This window comes from Halopseudomonas sp. 4NH20-0008, from assembly GCF_057548395.1.
Window position 1 is genome coordinate 62,499 of sequence record NZ_BAAJMD010000016.1, and the last position, 14,545, is coordinate 77,043.

A 14,545-nucleotide genomic window follows, 5' to 3' on the forward strand; every position below is an offset into this window, starting at 1 on the left:
CTAGAGTCGGGACAGATTAATGGAGAGCCACATGTCCGCAAACGTGCATTCGTCAGCATCAAGCAACTGCAGCGCCCTGCGCCGTAGCGGTGGTGTGGCGCCGTGCGCAGCGGTCAGCCAGGCTGTTTATTTTGGGTATTGGTTTAGTCGCTCACGCGCCTGATACCCCAACAGGCGCCCGTGCAAAGGGTCGCCACCACAACGTTCTCAGAACCCCGGTCGGTAACCCGCCCGGGGTTTTTTATTGGCTTATTTTTACCAACGAGGATTGCCAGCATGAACGACGACACAGCTTATTGCGCGGCCTATGACCATGACTGGCGGTTCCGTACTGACAGTCATCTGACCCGAACACCGATACCAACAGCTCAACACAGGAACACAGATCATGAATGCCAGCGTCACTGCGCTTAACAGCCACGACAATCAGCGTCGCCGCAGCGCTGTCCTGCCGACGCCCGCCCAGTTGCGGCAGCGGCTGCCGCTCAGTCATGCGCTGAGTCAGCAGATTGCCCGTCAGCGTAATGAGATTCGCGCCATCCTGAATGGCGACGACCCCCGTCTGCTGGTGGTGGTCGGCCCCTGTTCCCTGCATGACCGTGATGCAGCCCTTGAGTACGCCGAGCGACTTGTTCAATTGAACAAACAGGTGGGAGAACATCTGTTGCTGGTGATGCGCGCCTACGTGGAAAAACCCCGAACCACGGTCGGCTGGAAGGGCCTGTTGTATGACCCGTTGCTGGATGGAAGCAGCAATATGGCTGACGGCCTGGCGATGTCACGGCAACTGCTGCTGGACATTGTCGAGCTTGGCTTGCCACTGGCGACCGAGTTGCTGCAGCCCTTGGCCGCTGGCTACCTCGACGATCTGCTCAGCTGGGCGGCTATCGGCGCGCGCACCAGTGAGTCGCAGATTCACCGGGAAATGGTCAGTGGCCTTGATCTGCCGGTCGGCTTCAAGAATGGTACCGATGGCAGCTTGAGCATCGCCTGTGATGCCATGCGTTCGGCGGCCCATCCACACCAGCACTTTGGCGTGAATGATCACGGCCAGCCGGCACTGATCCATACCCACGGCAACCCGGATACCCATCTGGTATTGCGCGGCGGGCATGCCGGACCGAACTACCAGCCGGAAGCCGTCGCCGCTGCCCGTGCGGTTCTGCATAAGCAGGGTATTGCGCCAACGCTGATTGTCGACTGCAGTCATGCCAACAGTGGCAAGGATCCGTCAAGGCAGCCCGAGGTGCTGGCCTCGGTAGTAGCACAGCGCCTGGCCGGTGACAGCAGTCTGCGCGGCGTGATGCTGGAGGGACATCTGTTTGATGGTTGCCAGCCCCTGGGTGCAGCATTGCAATACGGCGTATCAGTTACCGACGCCTGTCTTGGTTGGAGTGCTACTGCGCAAGCGCTGCAGGATGCCGCCAACCGCCTTGCCAAAGCAGTCAGCGCCAAGCAAGCCGAGGAAGTTGAGGCTTGCTGAGGGACTCGGGTCTGAATTGAGCCGAACGGGCAGAGGATCAATCGTCGGCGATAACGCGATTTCTGCCCTGTTCCTTGGCCAGATATAAGCGCGTGTCCGCCTGCTTGATGGCGGCTTCAAAGTCCTCGACCTTGTTGAGGGTGGCGATACCGGCACTGAAGGTCACAGGCACGCGGGCTCCGCTATTGCTCAGTGCTTCTCTGACAAAGCTGTCCTTGATCCTGCGAATAAGATCGGCAGCTGAGTCAACCGAGGTGTCATAAAGCAGCACCAGAAACTCTTCGCCACCCCAGCGCCCGACAATGTCACCGCCCTTGGTGTGTTTTTTCAATGTCTCGGCCAGCTTGACCAATACCCGGTCACCAAAATCATGACCGTGGCGGTCGTTGATGTCCTTGAAATTGTCGACATCGAGAACGACGACGGCGCAGTGGGTATCAAGTTTCCGCGACTTGAGTCGGCTTTGTACGCCGAGACGATTGAGAATGTGCGTCAAGGGGTCGGTATTGGCCTGTGCCCGGTGCGATTCCGAGGCAGATGAAATGGCGCTATAGGAGCCAACGCGTATCCATTCGCTGGCCAGAATCAGGGTGTAGAGCGTGACCGAGGTGGAGATGATGCGCGAGATGCTCAGCTCTGAGTAGTCATAGACAAAGGGGAGAGAACTGTAGAGTGCCAGGCTGTTGACCAGTAGATACAAGGTCATATAGGCCAAGCCAATCTTGGGTCCGACCAGCAGTACCATCAACATGGTAACGGCATAGGACCAATAGGCGCCGGTACCGTTGGCACCCCCACCCAGTAATAGATAACTGGACAGGAAAAACAGTACCAATCCAAGAAACAGACAGACTGGCTGTACCTGTGCCAGGACGCGGGCAAGGTAGGCGCACACCAATACAATGCTGAGAAAGATCAACAGCATCAATGACAGCAGTGTGCGGCCTTGAAAAAAGGATACCAGGCAGAACGTGCCAAGATAGACGCTGCCTAGGCCAGCAGAGGCGTAAAGCAGCAAGCGTTTACGTTGGTTTTCAATTTCGTCCGGCGTGCTGCCAAAGTTCAGATCAGCCATCAGCCTGTTGCAACCGCAGAGTCAGGCTGCATGCAGGGCATGCCGGGGAACAGCTGCTGCGGGACGATGGGTGCAACCATGAAGTCTGATGGTCTCATATTGCAATCTTGAGAGGCTTCCTTCTGGGTCTATCGGTTCAGCTTGATCGGCGTCCAGCGCCACTGCAGCTGATTTCTTGTTATCTGCAATCAGCATATGCCAGTCTTTCGAACCTGTCCAAGCCAGGCTATGCAGCCAATATAACCAGTATCAGCGCAATCAGTCCTGGAACAGCCTGAACAAACAGAATCTTGCGACTGGCGGTGGCAGCGCCGTAAACCCCGGCAACAATCACGCAGAGTAGAAAGAACACCTTGATGTCATAGCCAGCCGCACCCTGGAACAGCCCCCAGAGCAGACCGGCCGAGAGAAAGCCGTTATATAACCCCTGGTTGGCCGCCAACACCTTGGTTGCCTCGGCCTGTTCCGGGGTGTTGCCAAATACCCTCAAGCCAGTGGGCTTGGTCCACATAAACATTTCCAGAACCAGAAAATAGCCATGCAGCAAGGCCACCAGTAAAACCAGACTATTAGCCGCCATTGACATGTTCAGTAACCTGCAAGGAAGAAGGAAGTGCTTGAGCCTAGCAGCAGATGCGGCCTTTGCGAAGACGGACCACTAGCTTTGTGCGTCGGCTTGCATGGGAGGCTGGCTCAGCGCTACCAGCTCGGGGCGATCGGCCAGATCCCCCGGCAACTTTATTGACCAGACCAGCCTCAGATGCTTCAAGGTGCTCAATACCCACCAACCCGGATCGGCCTGACCCGGGAAAAAAGAAGAGTTTTACTTCCGTCGCCATACTGTCTGGCGAGCCCATTGGTCGAGATGGAACTCGACCCTCCCAGGGATGTACCCGGAGGTGATGTGATTGGTCCCTTGGATTGGCCGAGTTCCACCTCGGCCATAGTGCTGTGGGGTAGCGTTGCTGGTCGAGTTGGAAATTGAAAGTCCCGGTACTGATTTCAATAACAGCCTTTCGCGCTGAGCGGCTTTGGTCCACACTTTGATCAGCTGTACTTTCCCTGCAGGAAGTAATGCGATGAATGAAGCCGACAAAGCCGTACACCCCACCGATGCCGTCTACAAGACGCTGCTGGAGTCCACCAAGGCGATACCCTGGAAGATTGATTGGACTAGCAAACAGTTTGTCTATATCGGGCCGCAGATCGAACAACTGCTCGGTTGGCAGCAGGCCAGTTGGGTATCGGTTGATGACTGGGCCGAGCGAATGCATCCCGATGACCGCGACTGGATCGTCAACTATTGCATCAGCCAATCCCAGAGCGGCCTTGATCATGAGGCCGACTATCGTGCGCTGACCAGCCAGGGCAATTATGTGTGGATACGCGATGTCGTACATGTAGTGCGCACACCCGAGGGCGAAGTCGATAGCCTGGTGGGCTTCATGTTCGATATCAGCGAGCGCAAGCAGATAGAAGACAGGCTCATCAGCCTGCAGAAAGAGCTTGAGGAGTTGTCATTCAAGGACGGGTTGACCGGCGTGGCCAACCGGCGGATGTTTGATATGGTGCTGGAAGAGGAGTGGGTCAAGGCCGCCCGCAATCATCAGCCTTTGTCGATGATCATGTTTGATATCGACTACTTCAAGCAATACAACGACCACTTCGGTCATATTCAGGGTGATGACTGTCTCAGGCGAGTGGCTGGCATTCTGAGCCGGGCCGCCACGCGATCGCGAGATTTTTTTGCGCGCTTTGGCGGGGAGGAGTTTGTGCTGGTGCTACCGGAAACCGATGCTGCAGCGGCACTGAAACTGGCCGAGCGCTGCAGGCAATTGATTTTCAGGGAGCAGATACCTCACCCCTGTTCGGATGTGGCCGCGGTGGTGACTATCAGCATGGGGGTAGGCACCCTCATCCCCGGACGTGAGATTCGCTCTGTTGCCTTTATCGAAGCGGTTGACCGCCAGCTTTATCGGGCCAAGGAACAAGGACGTAACAGGGTCATTGCCAGCAGCGCGGAGTGATTGAGCGCTGTCTCCATCAGTTGGACTGGACTGAATTGGGGGTAACGTCTTTAAGTAAGTACAGACTCAATACCAGCAACGGCACATTGGTTGTGACGGGATTGAAAGCCTCCATCAGGACAAAGGGCGTCATCACCGCGGCAAACACCATCAGACCTGCCAAACCCATGATGTTCAGCAGCACTATCGCTTTTACCCGATACAAGCAGATAAACAGAATGCCAAACAGAATCTCACCGATACCTGCTGCTTTTATCAACACATAGGTTACCTCCTCCGAGAAGCCCAAACTGCCGGTCATGGCCTGCTCCAGAGGCGCGATCTGCAGGAGCTTTGGGAAAAGCCCGTGATAAATCCAGGTTAAACCTATGACGTAGCGGGTTATCTGGGACAATGCCAAATCAGCTTCTCCATCGGTGCTGTGACTGAATTTGGGTCACGTCATTTTCTTTCGCACTGAGCTGTGATTGCGTCCATGCGTTCCGCGGTGGCTTGCGTTCGGCAGAAGGAGAAGACCATGGGTCGCATGGAGCCGCCCAATGCTTCATCGTCTGCGGCCTGGTTACAGCTCGCATCACGCGTTTGCTCCCACTCTGACTGCTGATCACGGACGCTGCCTGCGCAGGATGCCGGCAGCGCGGCGAGCTGTTCCTCAAGTTGCAAGTCAGCAGCGATAAAGTCGCGATAGGCGCATATATTGATGTTTAACTGGGTTTTGTCGCAGTCGCTCAGCAAGCTGGTCAGCTCACTGACGGGGATCTGACTGCGCTCAGACAGTTCATCAACCACGGGGTCAGCCAGGGTTGCCGTTGAGCAGAGACTCAGAATTGCCAGTGCCATGTATCGCATGTGCTGTCCTTGATGCAGAGCCGGTCTGCAATATGGGTTGTCCTTGAAAACAGGCCTGTAAGGAGATCGGCTTTCCTCTGACCCCTTTATGCGTGCCTGTTGTCGGGCACGACATCTATATGCTGCTATTCAGTCAGGTCGGCGATAGTCCGCGACAAGTTGGCCCTGGCCTGCTGCTCCCTATCCCGGAAAGGCGCATTATGAAATAGCTGTGGGCGGTCGAGAAAGCCCTGCAGTAACTCGGCTCTTTTCTTCCGGTAGATGAACTGCGGCACGAGCTGGTATTCACTGCGGATATCGCGTTCAAACTGAGCATAAATTGCCGGTTCAGCGCCAAGTATCGCCAGGTCTATATCGACCAGCAGCGACTCGTCCCGGCTCTGTGTCGGCGCATTGTGTTCGGTGACCATGATCAGCCGTTCAACCCGGTCAATCTGTGCCTGCGAGGCGCGATTTTCTCGCAGGAAGGCCACCGCCCAATCGGCACTCTTGCGTTCATTGCCGCCCTGCAGCGGCTGGTAAATGGCGTCATGGAGCCAGAGCGCCAGCTCGACCTCACGCGGTTCCTCAAGTTGGCTTGCGCAGCCGTCAAGATGCCGCAGGCAGGCGCTGATATGCGCCAGGCCATGGTAATGCCGGCCTTTTTCAGTGTAACTGGCGAGCAGGGCGTCGAAGGTGGTCTGGTTGCTGCTGAAGCCCCAGAGGTTCATCAGCCTTCGCCATCTATCGAGGTCTGCTATTGCGTCGTGGTTCATTACTTGTCCTGTTCCGGTCCGCCATTACCCTTGTAAGTCCGGGTCATTCACTGGTGCCATTCAGGCTCCGCTTCGAAGTATCGACGGACCACCCCTACGAAAAGTTGGGTTGGTACTCAAAGCTGCTGGATGACTGGCTGTCGCTGAACGGGATGATCCGTTGATGGTGCAACAGCATGTTATTGATCTGCGCGCCGATAAAGAATTGGATGCTGTTGTTGAAGCGCTCGACCTCTCCGTTGAAGACGCTGATGGCCGCGCCAACGTTGGCCTGCTGTTCGGCGATTTCCTTCATCAAGCCCGCCACGATGGTGGATGAACCCAGGTCGGGATAGGCCTCTACTGCCAGCTTGACCCGATCAAAGATCTTTTGTGAGGCAATTTCAACCGGTTTCAAGGCATCGCCGTTGGGCGTCGAGGGCAGCTGTGCGACGGACTCGCGCAGGCTGGTCAGCTCCGCCAGCAGTTGCTGCTCATGTTCCTTGAAACTGTCGGCCTGTTCGCTAAGCCCCTCAAGGGTGCGGGTCTTTTGTCGCTCATAACCCAACACGTCAGCCCAGGCGCGTTGGGCGCCGTTGGCATTGGCAATGATGCCGTTGTAGGTGGAGATGACAACAATGCCGCCAACAATGATAAGAACAAAAATGATCCCAGCAAGAATGTCCATGGGCTGCCTCTTAGGCCGGCTGAGCGGCGGTGATGGTTGAGAAGTTGTCGTCGTGTTGGGTCGCAAGGGTGTGGATCAGTAGCAGGCTGCGATCAAGAATCGGCATGCTGTAACCTTGCTGCATATCGTCCAGGAGATCCTGCGGATTGTGCAGTGTCCCGGTGCTGGTAAACGTCAGGCCGTTCGGGCTATCAAAGCTCAGGCACAGGCGCTGGCCGGCCAGCTCAATATTCATGTGATTGAAATGCTTGATGTCCATCAGTGTCAGAAGCGTGATGGGTTTGACGAAGCGCGCGCAATGGATCTTGGATTTCCCTCTGACTCTAAAGCGCCGGTTGAAGTCCGATGAACTGGTCTCGAACTGTTCATAGTCTTCAATGTGCTGCTGATTACTCAAATCCGAATCTGGTTCAGTTGAGAACAGTTTAATTTCGATGCGCTTCTCGAATCCGCCTCTGCCGCGTGATTCTGCCAAGACCATCACGTCGCTGACACAGGGGAAATCAACCACCAGGGCACAACGCGTGTAGATAACATCAACATCGCGCTTTCTGCCTGGCCGAGATTCCCTGATGATGAACTTGTACTGGTAGTAGGTGAATGCAAAGGCGTGGGTATCGCCCTGATAGTGTCCGGTGACTTTGCGTCGTGTCCAGCGCAGTAACCGGTCACGCCGAAATTCCTTGAATGACCGGGCCAAAAGCTCGAAATCATCCTCCACCGGGCAGTCATGCAGCCCAAGGGAGAAGTAGGCGTACTTGGTTTTCAGGCTATCGGAGAGGGTTTCTATAACCCGTTTGCGCTTTTTCAGTTGTTCGTAATTGGTAAATATAATAGCGATGCCAACCAGCGCCAGTAAGGTGTTAACCGGGGTCAGAGCAGCGGCAATGGAAGGCTGCAGCCAGCCAAAAAGCGCCAGGATACTGAACAGCCCATGCCCCACCAGACCCAGGAACAGCGCCACGCCCAATGCGATACTCAGGTAAGCATTGGTCTTCTTGAATCTCACGGGTGATTCAAAGTCCAGAAACAGGCGGACGATTGAAAGAATATCGTCCGCGCAGCGGGCATCACTCAGGCTTAGATGGGCCTGTTTGAGCCGGTCCAGCAACCTGGCATTGTGTTGGCGTTGCGCAGACACGCCGGGAAGCCAGGCCGTCATTATTCCTGTGATATTCATCCTTGAAACACCAGACTCCATTAATAGCGGGGCAGCGCATCCATAAGCGCTGTGGAGTTGACCACCCGAGGCATGGCAAGTCAAACCCGCTTGGCCGATTTGTGACCTGATTCCTTTTTGCTATCAACCGGGAGGGGGCCGGGATCAGCCCGGCTGCAGCTCCGCCAGCGCGCGACGTACCCGGTTGACTATGGTCAGTACCAGCAGCAAGGCCAGCAGCGGCAGCAGATAGCCGGCCCAGTCCGGCAGGCTCCAGAAGGCCGCGATAAAGCCCAGCAGGCCAAATACAAAGGCGCGGTCACTCTTGCCCAGCGGGCCATCATAGCGCCGTGATGCGCCAACACTTGGCCCCAGTGCGCCGGCAAACTCACTGACACTGGCCAGCACAATCACCACACCTATCCAAAAGCCGGAGAAGGGTGCCAGCAGGACAAAGGGCAGGAATAGAGCTGCATCCGAGATCACATCGGTCAGTTCATTGAGAAAGGCGCCCAGTGCCGATTGCTGGCCAAACTCGCGCGCCAGCATGCCGTCAATAGCATTGAAGGCCATGCGCAGAAACATCCATAACGGGATCAATACAAACCAGCCCGGTGACGCCTGCAACAGATACAGCGCCAGGCCCAGCAGCACAGAGATACCGCAGGCGGTCAGGGTGACCTGATTGGCCGTCACCTTGCGGGCATACAACGTGCCAACCAGGGGGCGCAGCAAGGCCTGAAAACGGGGTTTTAATTCATAAATCGACATGTGCATTACCTTCCATGGTGGAGGAGCAGTGCACAGCATACTGTGCGCGTGGCGGTTGTGCAGAAGAATCTGATGCTGACGAGCTGGCAGCTTATCTGAAGCGCCCCAGGGTCTCCGAGGGGTTCTCGCCGAACAGTGCCTTGTAATCCCGGGCAAATTGTCCCGGATGCCAGAACCCCCAGTTGGCAGCAATGACGGCAATCGGTATGTCCTGCTGCGGTGCGCTCAGGGCGCGGCGCACCTGGTTCAGACGAGCGGTACGCAGAAACTTCAACGGACTGATGCCGAGGATGCTTTCAAAACTGTATTGCAATGTACGGCGGCTGACATGGGCCAGTTCGCAGAGTTCGGTCATGCTGACAACCGCATCCGGATGGGCGCTGAGATAGGCTTTGACCTTGTCGACCACCTGTTTGCGATGGGCAAAGCTGGGTGCTGTTTCGCTGCTGGTGGTGTCCTCGCTGATCAGGGCAAGCAGGGCGTTGCTGATCAGGTCCTGTTGCAACAGCGGATTCAGGCCATTGGCGCCATGAACAATGATGTGTTCCAGCAGGTAGCGCAGTTGATCCATATGCAGCTGGCCAATGGTCAGGCGCTCGGCCTGCTCCAGTCTGGCCAGGTCCAGCGTGCGGCCTTCACGTTCAGCGGCGCTCAGAAGCCTGTCGGCCTTCACTACGATGCCGTAGATATCGAATGCATCCGGAGTCATCAATTCAAAGTCGCGGTCGCCGGGGCGGCACATCAATTGATTACCGTCGACCGACAGGCCGTTGATGCGGCAGTCAGCGGATTGCGCGGGTATGCCAAGCCAGACTGAATCCTTCCAGACCGTGCATTGCTGGCGTAGCGAGCGATTGGTGTGCTCCTTGAACAACTGAAAGCCATCCAGGCTGATCTCGTCAATCCGCCCATAAAAACGCCCGCCGCCCAACTGGTCGTATTCCTGCTGCCAATTGGTCAGATTGTGAGCGTGCTCATCGGCATCCTGCGCCTCGCTGGTGCTCCTTGCTGGTGCGTCAGGCGGTGTAGTGGGTTGCATGGCTGTGCGTCTCTGGTCCTGATCTGCTGGTAAATTCTGCGCCCAGTGCTTTGGCGTGCTTTCAAGGCACTGAATTGGTTAAAGAAATTCGATTTGCCAAAACTTGATACTGGGCTGGAACGAAAGTCGCACCAAGTGTTGTCATCAATTGCAGACTTTTAGCGACGTTGTCGCATTTTAGCAGCAAGATCCATGCCTGAGACCATGCCATGAGTCATATATACCGCTACACGCTGGGTAGTCGAACCTACCAATTCCGGGACCTGGCCGAGTTGCTGGCCAAGGCCACACCTCAACGTGCCGGGGATCGTCTGGCCGGGGTCATTGCCCTGTCGGCGGAGGAACGCGCCGTGGCGCAGATGACCCTCGCTGATGTGCCGCTCAAGACCTTTCTGAACGAAGCCTTGGTGCCCTATGAGCAGGACGAGATTACTCGGCTGATCATGGATGAGCATGATGCTGCCGCCTTTACGCCGATTGCTCACCTGACCGTGGGCGATTTTCGCAACTGGCTGTTGAGTGACCACGCCAGCAGCGAGGTGCTGTGTTCCGTGCGCGCCGGTATTACCCCGGAAATGGCGGCGGCGGTGAGCAAGATCATGCGCAATCAGGATCTGATTCTGGTCGCGAAAAAATGCCAGGTGACCACCGCCTTTCGCAGCACCATCGGTCTGCCGGGACGGCTGTCGACGCGCTTGCAACCCAATCACCCAACGGATGATGTGAACGGCATTGCCGCCAGTATTCTCGACGGCCTGCTGTATGGCAGTGGCGATGCCGTGATCGGCATCAACCCAGCCACTGACAACGTGGCCCAGGCGATCAAGCTGATGCAGCTGATGGGCGAGGTGATCGACAAGTACCAGATCCCCACCCAGTCCTGCGTGCTGACCCATGTGACCAATACCATCGAGTGCATAGAAGCCGGCGCGCCGGTGGATCTGGTGTTCCAGTCGATTGGCGGTACAGAGGCAACCAACAGCAGCTTTGGCTTCAACCTCAACACCCTGGCCGAGGCGCAGCAGGCGGCGTTGAGCCTCAAGCGCGGCAGTGTTGGCAGTAACGTCATGTACTTCGAGACCGGGCAGGGCAGTGCACTGTCGGCCAATGCCCATCACGGGCTGGACCAGCAGACCTGCGAGGCGCGGGCCTATGCGGTAGCGCGCAAGTTCAGCCCCTTGCTGGTCAATACCGTGGTGGGGTTTATCGGCCCGGAGTACCTGTTCGATGGCAAGGAAATCACCCGCGCCGGGCTGGAAGATCACTTCTGCGGCAAGCTGCTGGGTCTGCCCATGGGCTGCGACGTCTGTTACACCAACCACGCCGAAGCTGACCAGAACGATATGGACAACCTGCTCACACTGCTGGGCGTAGCCGGTTGCTCCTTCGTCATGGGCATACCCGGTTCGGATGACATCATGCTCAATTACCAGACCACCTCCTTTCACGATGCCCTGTATGTGCGCCGTGTGTTGGGCGCGCGTCCGGCGCCGGAATTCGAGCAGTGGTTGGTGCGCATGCAGATTCTGCGCGATGCCGATCAGCACATACTGCATGAGCGTCTGCCCGAGGCTTTTGCCCGCTCACTCAAGGCGCTGCCGGGAGGTCGCCCATGAGTGACTCAGATCATCAGCACCTGCAAAACGGCAAGGTGGTAGACAATCCCTGGCGCCGCCTGCGCGACTTTACCGATGCGCGCATTGGCCTGGGCCGTGCTGGAATCAGCCTGCCAACCAACGAATTGCTGGCCTTTCAATTGAGCCACGCCCAGGCCCGCGATGCGGTGCACTTTCCACTCGATGTACCGGCTCTGTGTGGCGAGCTGCAAGCCTTGCACAGCCTGCCAGCAGATGCTCCGCCGCTGTGTTTGCACAGTCAGGCCACAGACCGGATGACCTATCTGCAGCGCCCTGATCTGGGTCGCAAGCTGGACGAGGCGTCACGTCAGCAATTGCTGGCGCTGACGGATACCGCCCCGGCAACCCGCAGCGATCTGGCCATCGTCATCGTCGATGGTCTGTCGTCACTGGCCATACAGCAGAATGCAACGCCCTTTGTCACCGAGTTGCTGGCGCTGCTGGACAGCGAACAACAGCCCTGGACCCTTGCTCCACTGACGATCGTCGAGCAGGGGCGGGTAGCTGTGGGCGACGACATTGGCGAGCTGATCAATGCCCGCGCGGTCCTGCTGCTGATTGGCGAACGTCCCGGCCTCAGCTCACCAGACAGCCTGGGTCTGTACCTGACCTGGAATCCCAAGCCCGGCCTCAATGACGCCGCGCGCAATTGCATCTCCAACGTGCGCCCGGCGGGCCTGGCCTATGCCGAGGCCGCCCAGCGCGTGCTCTATCTACTGCGTGAAGCGCGCCGCCTGCAACTGTCCGGCGTCAAGCTCAAGGATCGCAGCCAGGATCCGGTGATAGCGCAGGACGGTGGCGGCAAAAACTTTCTGATTGCCGATTAGGTCGGCGTCAGCCAACAGATAACAACAACTGAGCACTTTATTCGGATGTCACTTTCAACGAGAAAAGTAGAGGAATAATCATGTCGACAGACAATCAGGCGTACCTTGCGAAACGGCAACTCAAACGCGGCACCGCAGGCTGGATTCTGCTGGCGGGCCTTGGCGTTTCCTATGTCATATCCGGCGATTTTGCCGGTTGGAACTTCGGTATTGCCGAAGCCGGCTGGGGTGGCTTTGCCATCGCTGCGGTGCTGATGGCACTCATGTATTTCACCCTGGTGCTGTCGCTGGCAGAAATGTCGGCGGCCATCCCCACGGCGGGCGGCGGTTACAGCTTTGCCCGTCAGGCCATGGGTCCGACCGGAGGCTTCATGACCGGCCTGGCAGTCCTGATCGAGTACGCACTGGCACCGGCGGCCATCGTTATCTTTATTGGCGCTGCGGTGGAGTCCCTGCTCGGCTTCAACGGTCCCTGGGTCTATGCCATTTTCTATCTGATCTTTGTTGGTATTCACCTGGCCGGTGTCGGTGAAGCGCTCAAGGTAATGATGGTTATCAGTGGTCTGGCGGTGTTTGCTATCGTCGCAACCGGTGTGGCGCTGGTCATGCACTTTGATGTTGCCAACCTGTTCGATATCGCCGCCACCGAGGCGACCGGTGCCAGCGCCATGTTGCCGCTGGGCTGGTATGGCGTATGGGCGGCGCTGCCCTTTGCCATGTGGCTGTTTCTGGCGGTAGAAGGTGTGCCGCTGGCTGCTGAAGAAGCCAAGGATCCGGGCAAGGACGTACCCAAGGGCATCATCGGTGCCATGATCTTTCTGCTCTTTACCGCGCTCCTGGTGGTGGTGCTTGTACCGGGCGCAGCGGGTGCCAAGGCCATGGGCGAGAGCGCCGTGCCGCTGGTGGATGCCTTGAATGCCACTGGTAACAGCAGCCTGGCGACCCTGGTTAACGTGCTGGGTCTGGCGGGTCTGGTTGCCTCCTTCTTCTCGATCATCTACGGCTACAGCCGCCTGGTCTTTGCCCTGTCGCGCGCGGGTTATCTGCCCAAGACACTGTCACTGACCACAGCGCTCAAGGTGCCGGCGCGGGCGTTGATCATTCCGGGTGTGTTCGGCTTTCTGGCCTCGTTGAGCGGTGAGGGCGATCTGATGCTGGCGATGGCCGTTGTTGGCGCGACGGTATCCTATGCCCTGATGGCACTCAGTCACATTCTGCTGCGGATCAAGCAGCCGGAGCTGGTGCGACCCTACAAGACCCCTGGCGGTGTCGTTACCTCGGGCATTGCACTGGTCCTGTCACTGGTCGCCCTGACCGGTGTGTACGCCTTTGACCCGCGCGCCTTCTTCTACACCATGGTGTTGTTTGCCATTGGCGCGGCGTACTACTTCGGTTATAGCCGCAAGCACCTGGTGGCCAAATCGGCGGATGAAGAGTTTGCCATGCTGGCCGAAGCCGAGGCGGAGCTGGTTACGGCGGCCTAATGGGTTGGTTTTAATACTGAATGCAAAAATGGCTGCAGGTTGGGCAGCCATTTTTGCGTTAGCGCTGTTAGAACTTGTGGCGGATATCAGAGGTTGCAGGTACCTCGAGCTATGCTCGGAACCATGTCGAGCCCCACCCGGTTCCTGTCGGTTTTCACAAAAACTTGCGTAGTACAGGCTTCAGCTATTATTTCGCCATGCACGAAGTACGATTCGCCTTCAACGGGAATAAAGCTTATTGATGGATCGCAGCTGTAGACAACGTTGTGGCCATGCCAAGTAAACTGGCTTCCCACACTAATACGTGAACCTGCTGGTATCGTCACCGGTCCGTTCTTTTGTGATTTCACACTAAGGCGACTGTTATGGATACATATCCACGGATCAGGCAGTAATGAAAGGTCAATCTGGGCTGTTGCGCCCTGTGGTACAAATTCGTAGTTCTGATAGGTTTGGCAGCCGGCAATTCCCAAGGCCAGAATGACAAAGATGAGTTGTCTCATTGTCTGGATCCTTTTACTTCATCGGTATATTTCGCAATGATCTCATTGGCTGAGAATGAGTTTTCACGCGGCGAATCCTCCTGAAGAACGAAAACTTTAGCAGTAGGTTTCCCATTAACGCTTGAGATGTAGCTGCTGCTTTCAGGGCGGTCGACGATAGCGTGATTGATGCTGCGATACATTACGAAATGGTCACCGCCGCGCTGCTTGACCACCTCAGCGGAGCGATACATTAGATAGAGCCCGGTTTTTTCCCTGTCAATGAAACC

General features: G+C 56.9%; 17 protein-coding genes. 5 read left to right on the forward strand and 12 right to left on the reverse strand.

The annotated features are described in order from the left end of the window. Positions 1 to 388 precede the first annotated feature (388 nt). The gene (locus AC27HQ_RS14895) at positions 389 to 1,483 is read left to right on the forward strand and encodes a 3-deoxy-7-phosphoheptulonate synthase (RefSeq protein ID WP_487156985.1); all 1,095 of its coding nucleotides are present in this window, start codon (positions 389 to 391) and stop codon (positions 1,481 to 1,483) included. Positions 1,484 to 1,520: 37 nt separating this feature from the next. On the opposite strand, the gene AC27HQ_RS14900 is transcribed toward AC27HQ_RS14895, so the two are convergent. Genes AC27HQ_RS14900 through AC27HQ_RS14910 form a run of 3 tightly spaced genes read right to left on the reverse strand, consistent with a single transcriptional unit; the run spans position 1,521 to position 3,144 of the window. Then, positions 1,521 to 2,558, reverse strand: a complete 1,038-nt coding sequence (locus tag AC27HQ_RS14900; protein WP_487156986.1) for a GGDEF domain-containing protein — start codon at positions 2,556 to 2,558, stop codon at positions 1,521 to 1,523. Positions 2,559 to 2,579: 21 nt separating this feature from the next. Continuing rightward, positions 2,580 to 2,753 carry a hypothetical protein gene (locus AC27HQ_RS14905; RefSeq protein WP_487156987.1) on the reverse strand — a complete coding sequence of 58 codons (174 nt, stop codon included), beginning with the start codon at positions 2,751 to 2,753 and terminating at the stop codon, positions 2,580 to 2,582. A gap of 31 nt (positions 2,754 to 2,784) precedes the next feature. Then, positions 2,785 to 3,144: a DUF1304 domain-containing protein gene (locus tag AC27HQ_RS14910; RefSeq protein ID WP_487156988.1), complete on the reverse strand. Its 360-nt coding sequence runs from the start codon at positions 3,142 to 3,144 to the stop codon at positions 2,785 to 2,787. A 493-nt stretch (positions 3,145 to 3,637) separates the two neighbouring features. On the opposite strand from AC27HQ_RS14910, the gene AC27HQ_RS14915 reads away from it, so the two are divergent. Then, positions 3,638 to 4,585, forward strand: a complete 948-nt coding sequence (locus AC27HQ_RS14915) for a GGDEF domain-containing protein (RefSeq protein ID WP_487156989.1) — start codon at positions 3,638 to 3,640, stop codon at positions 4,583 to 4,585. A gap of 16 nt (positions 4,586 to 4,601) precedes the next feature. Here the strand turns inward: AC27HQ_RS14915 and AC27HQ_RS14920 are convergent, their stop codons facing one another. The 7 genes from AC27HQ_RS14920 to AC27HQ_RS14950 all read right to left on the reverse strand — a co-directional run bounded on the left by AC27HQ_RS14920 (position 4,602) and on the right by AC27HQ_RS14950 (position 9,825). Then, positions 4,602 to 4,985 (reverse strand): DoxX-like family protein, encoded by a 384-nt coding sequence (locus AC27HQ_RS14920; protein ID WP_487156990.1) that lies wholly within the window; start codon positions 4,983 to 4,985, stop codon positions 4,602 to 4,604. A 41-nt stretch (positions 4,986 to 5,026) separates the two neighbouring features. Continuing rightward, complete coding sequence (locus AC27HQ_RS14925) at positions 5,027 to 5,434, reverse strand: lysozyme inhibitor LprI family protein (protein ID WP_487156991.1); 408 nt, start codon at positions 5,432 to 5,434, stop codon at positions 5,027 to 5,029. A gap of 125 nt (positions 5,435 to 5,559) precedes the next feature. Next, positions 5,560 to 6,189 carry an HD domain-containing protein gene (locus AC27HQ_RS14930; RefSeq protein ID WP_487156992.1) on the reverse strand — a complete coding sequence of 210 codons (630 nt, stop codon included), beginning with the start codon at positions 6,187 to 6,189 and terminating at the stop codon, positions 5,560 to 5,562. Positions 6,190 to 6,283: 94 nt separating this feature from the next. Further along, entirely contained in the window at positions 6,284 to 6,856 is a 573-nt protein-coding gene (locus AC27HQ_RS14935) for a LemA family protein (protein ID WP_487156993.1), read from the reverse strand. Between the two features lie 10 nt (positions 6,857 to 6,866). Continuing rightward, the gene (locus tag AC27HQ_RS14940; RefSeq protein ID WP_487156994.1) at positions 6,867 to 8,018 is read right to left on the reverse strand and encodes a hypothetical protein; all 1,152 of its coding nucleotides are present in this window, start codon (positions 8,016 to 8,018) and stop codon (positions 6,867 to 6,869) included. A 162-nt stretch (positions 8,019 to 8,180) separates the two neighbouring features. Beyond that, positions 8,181 to 8,786 carry a CDP-alcohol phosphatidyltransferase family protein gene (locus tag AC27HQ_RS14945; RefSeq protein ID WP_487156995.1) on the reverse strand — a complete coding sequence of 202 codons (606 nt, stop codon included), beginning with the start codon at positions 8,784 to 8,786 and terminating at the stop codon, positions 8,181 to 8,183. A 91-nt stretch (positions 8,787 to 8,877) separates the two neighbouring features. Beyond that, positions 8,878 to 9,825, reverse strand: coding sequence for a helix-turn-helix domain-containing protein (locus tag AC27HQ_RS14950; RefSeq protein WP_487156996.1), 948 nt, complete (start codon positions 9,823 to 9,825; stop codon positions 8,878 to 8,880). Positions 9,826 to 10,034: 209 nt separating this feature from the next. Here AC27HQ_RS14950 and AC27HQ_RS14955 point away from each other — a divergent pair, with 209 nt between their 5' ends. The 3 genes from AC27HQ_RS14955 (at position 10,035) to eat (ending at position 13,773) form a co-directional block, all read left to right on the forward strand. Next, a complete protein-coding gene (locus AC27HQ_RS14955) occupies positions 10,035 to 11,441 on the forward strand; it encodes an ethanolamine ammonia-lyase subunit EutB (protein ID WP_487156997.1) in 1,407 nt (468 codons plus the stop codon). Beyond that, complete coding sequence (gene eutC, locus AC27HQ_RS14960) at positions 11,438 to 12,289, forward strand: ethanolamine ammonia-lyase subunit EutC (RefSeq protein WP_487156998.1); 852 nt, start codon at positions 11,438 to 11,440, stop codon at positions 12,287 to 12,289. The genes AC27HQ_RS14955 and eutC overlap by 4 nt, the downstream gene beginning before the upstream one ends. A gap of 80 nt (positions 12,290 to 12,369) precedes the next feature. Continuing rightward, positions 12,370 to 13,773, forward strand: a complete 1,404-nt coding sequence (gene eat / locus AC27HQ_RS14965; RefSeq protein WP_487156999.1) for an ethanolamine permease — start codon at positions 12,370 to 12,372, stop codon at positions 13,771 to 13,773. An 86-nt stretch (positions 13,774 to 13,859) separates the two neighbouring features. Here the strand turns inward: eat and AC27HQ_RS14970 are convergent, their stop codons facing one another. Continuing rightward, positions 13,860 to 14,276, reverse strand: a complete 417-nt coding sequence (locus AC27HQ_RS14970) for a hypothetical protein (RefSeq protein WP_487157000.1) — start codon at positions 14,274 to 14,276, stop codon at positions 13,860 to 13,862. Then, positions 14,273 to 14,545 (reverse strand): hypothetical protein (locus AC27HQ_RS14975; protein WP_487157001.1); only part of this gene is annotated, 273 nt, incomplete at its 5' end. The genes AC27HQ_RS14975 and AC27HQ_RS14970, both read right to left, overlap by 4 nt.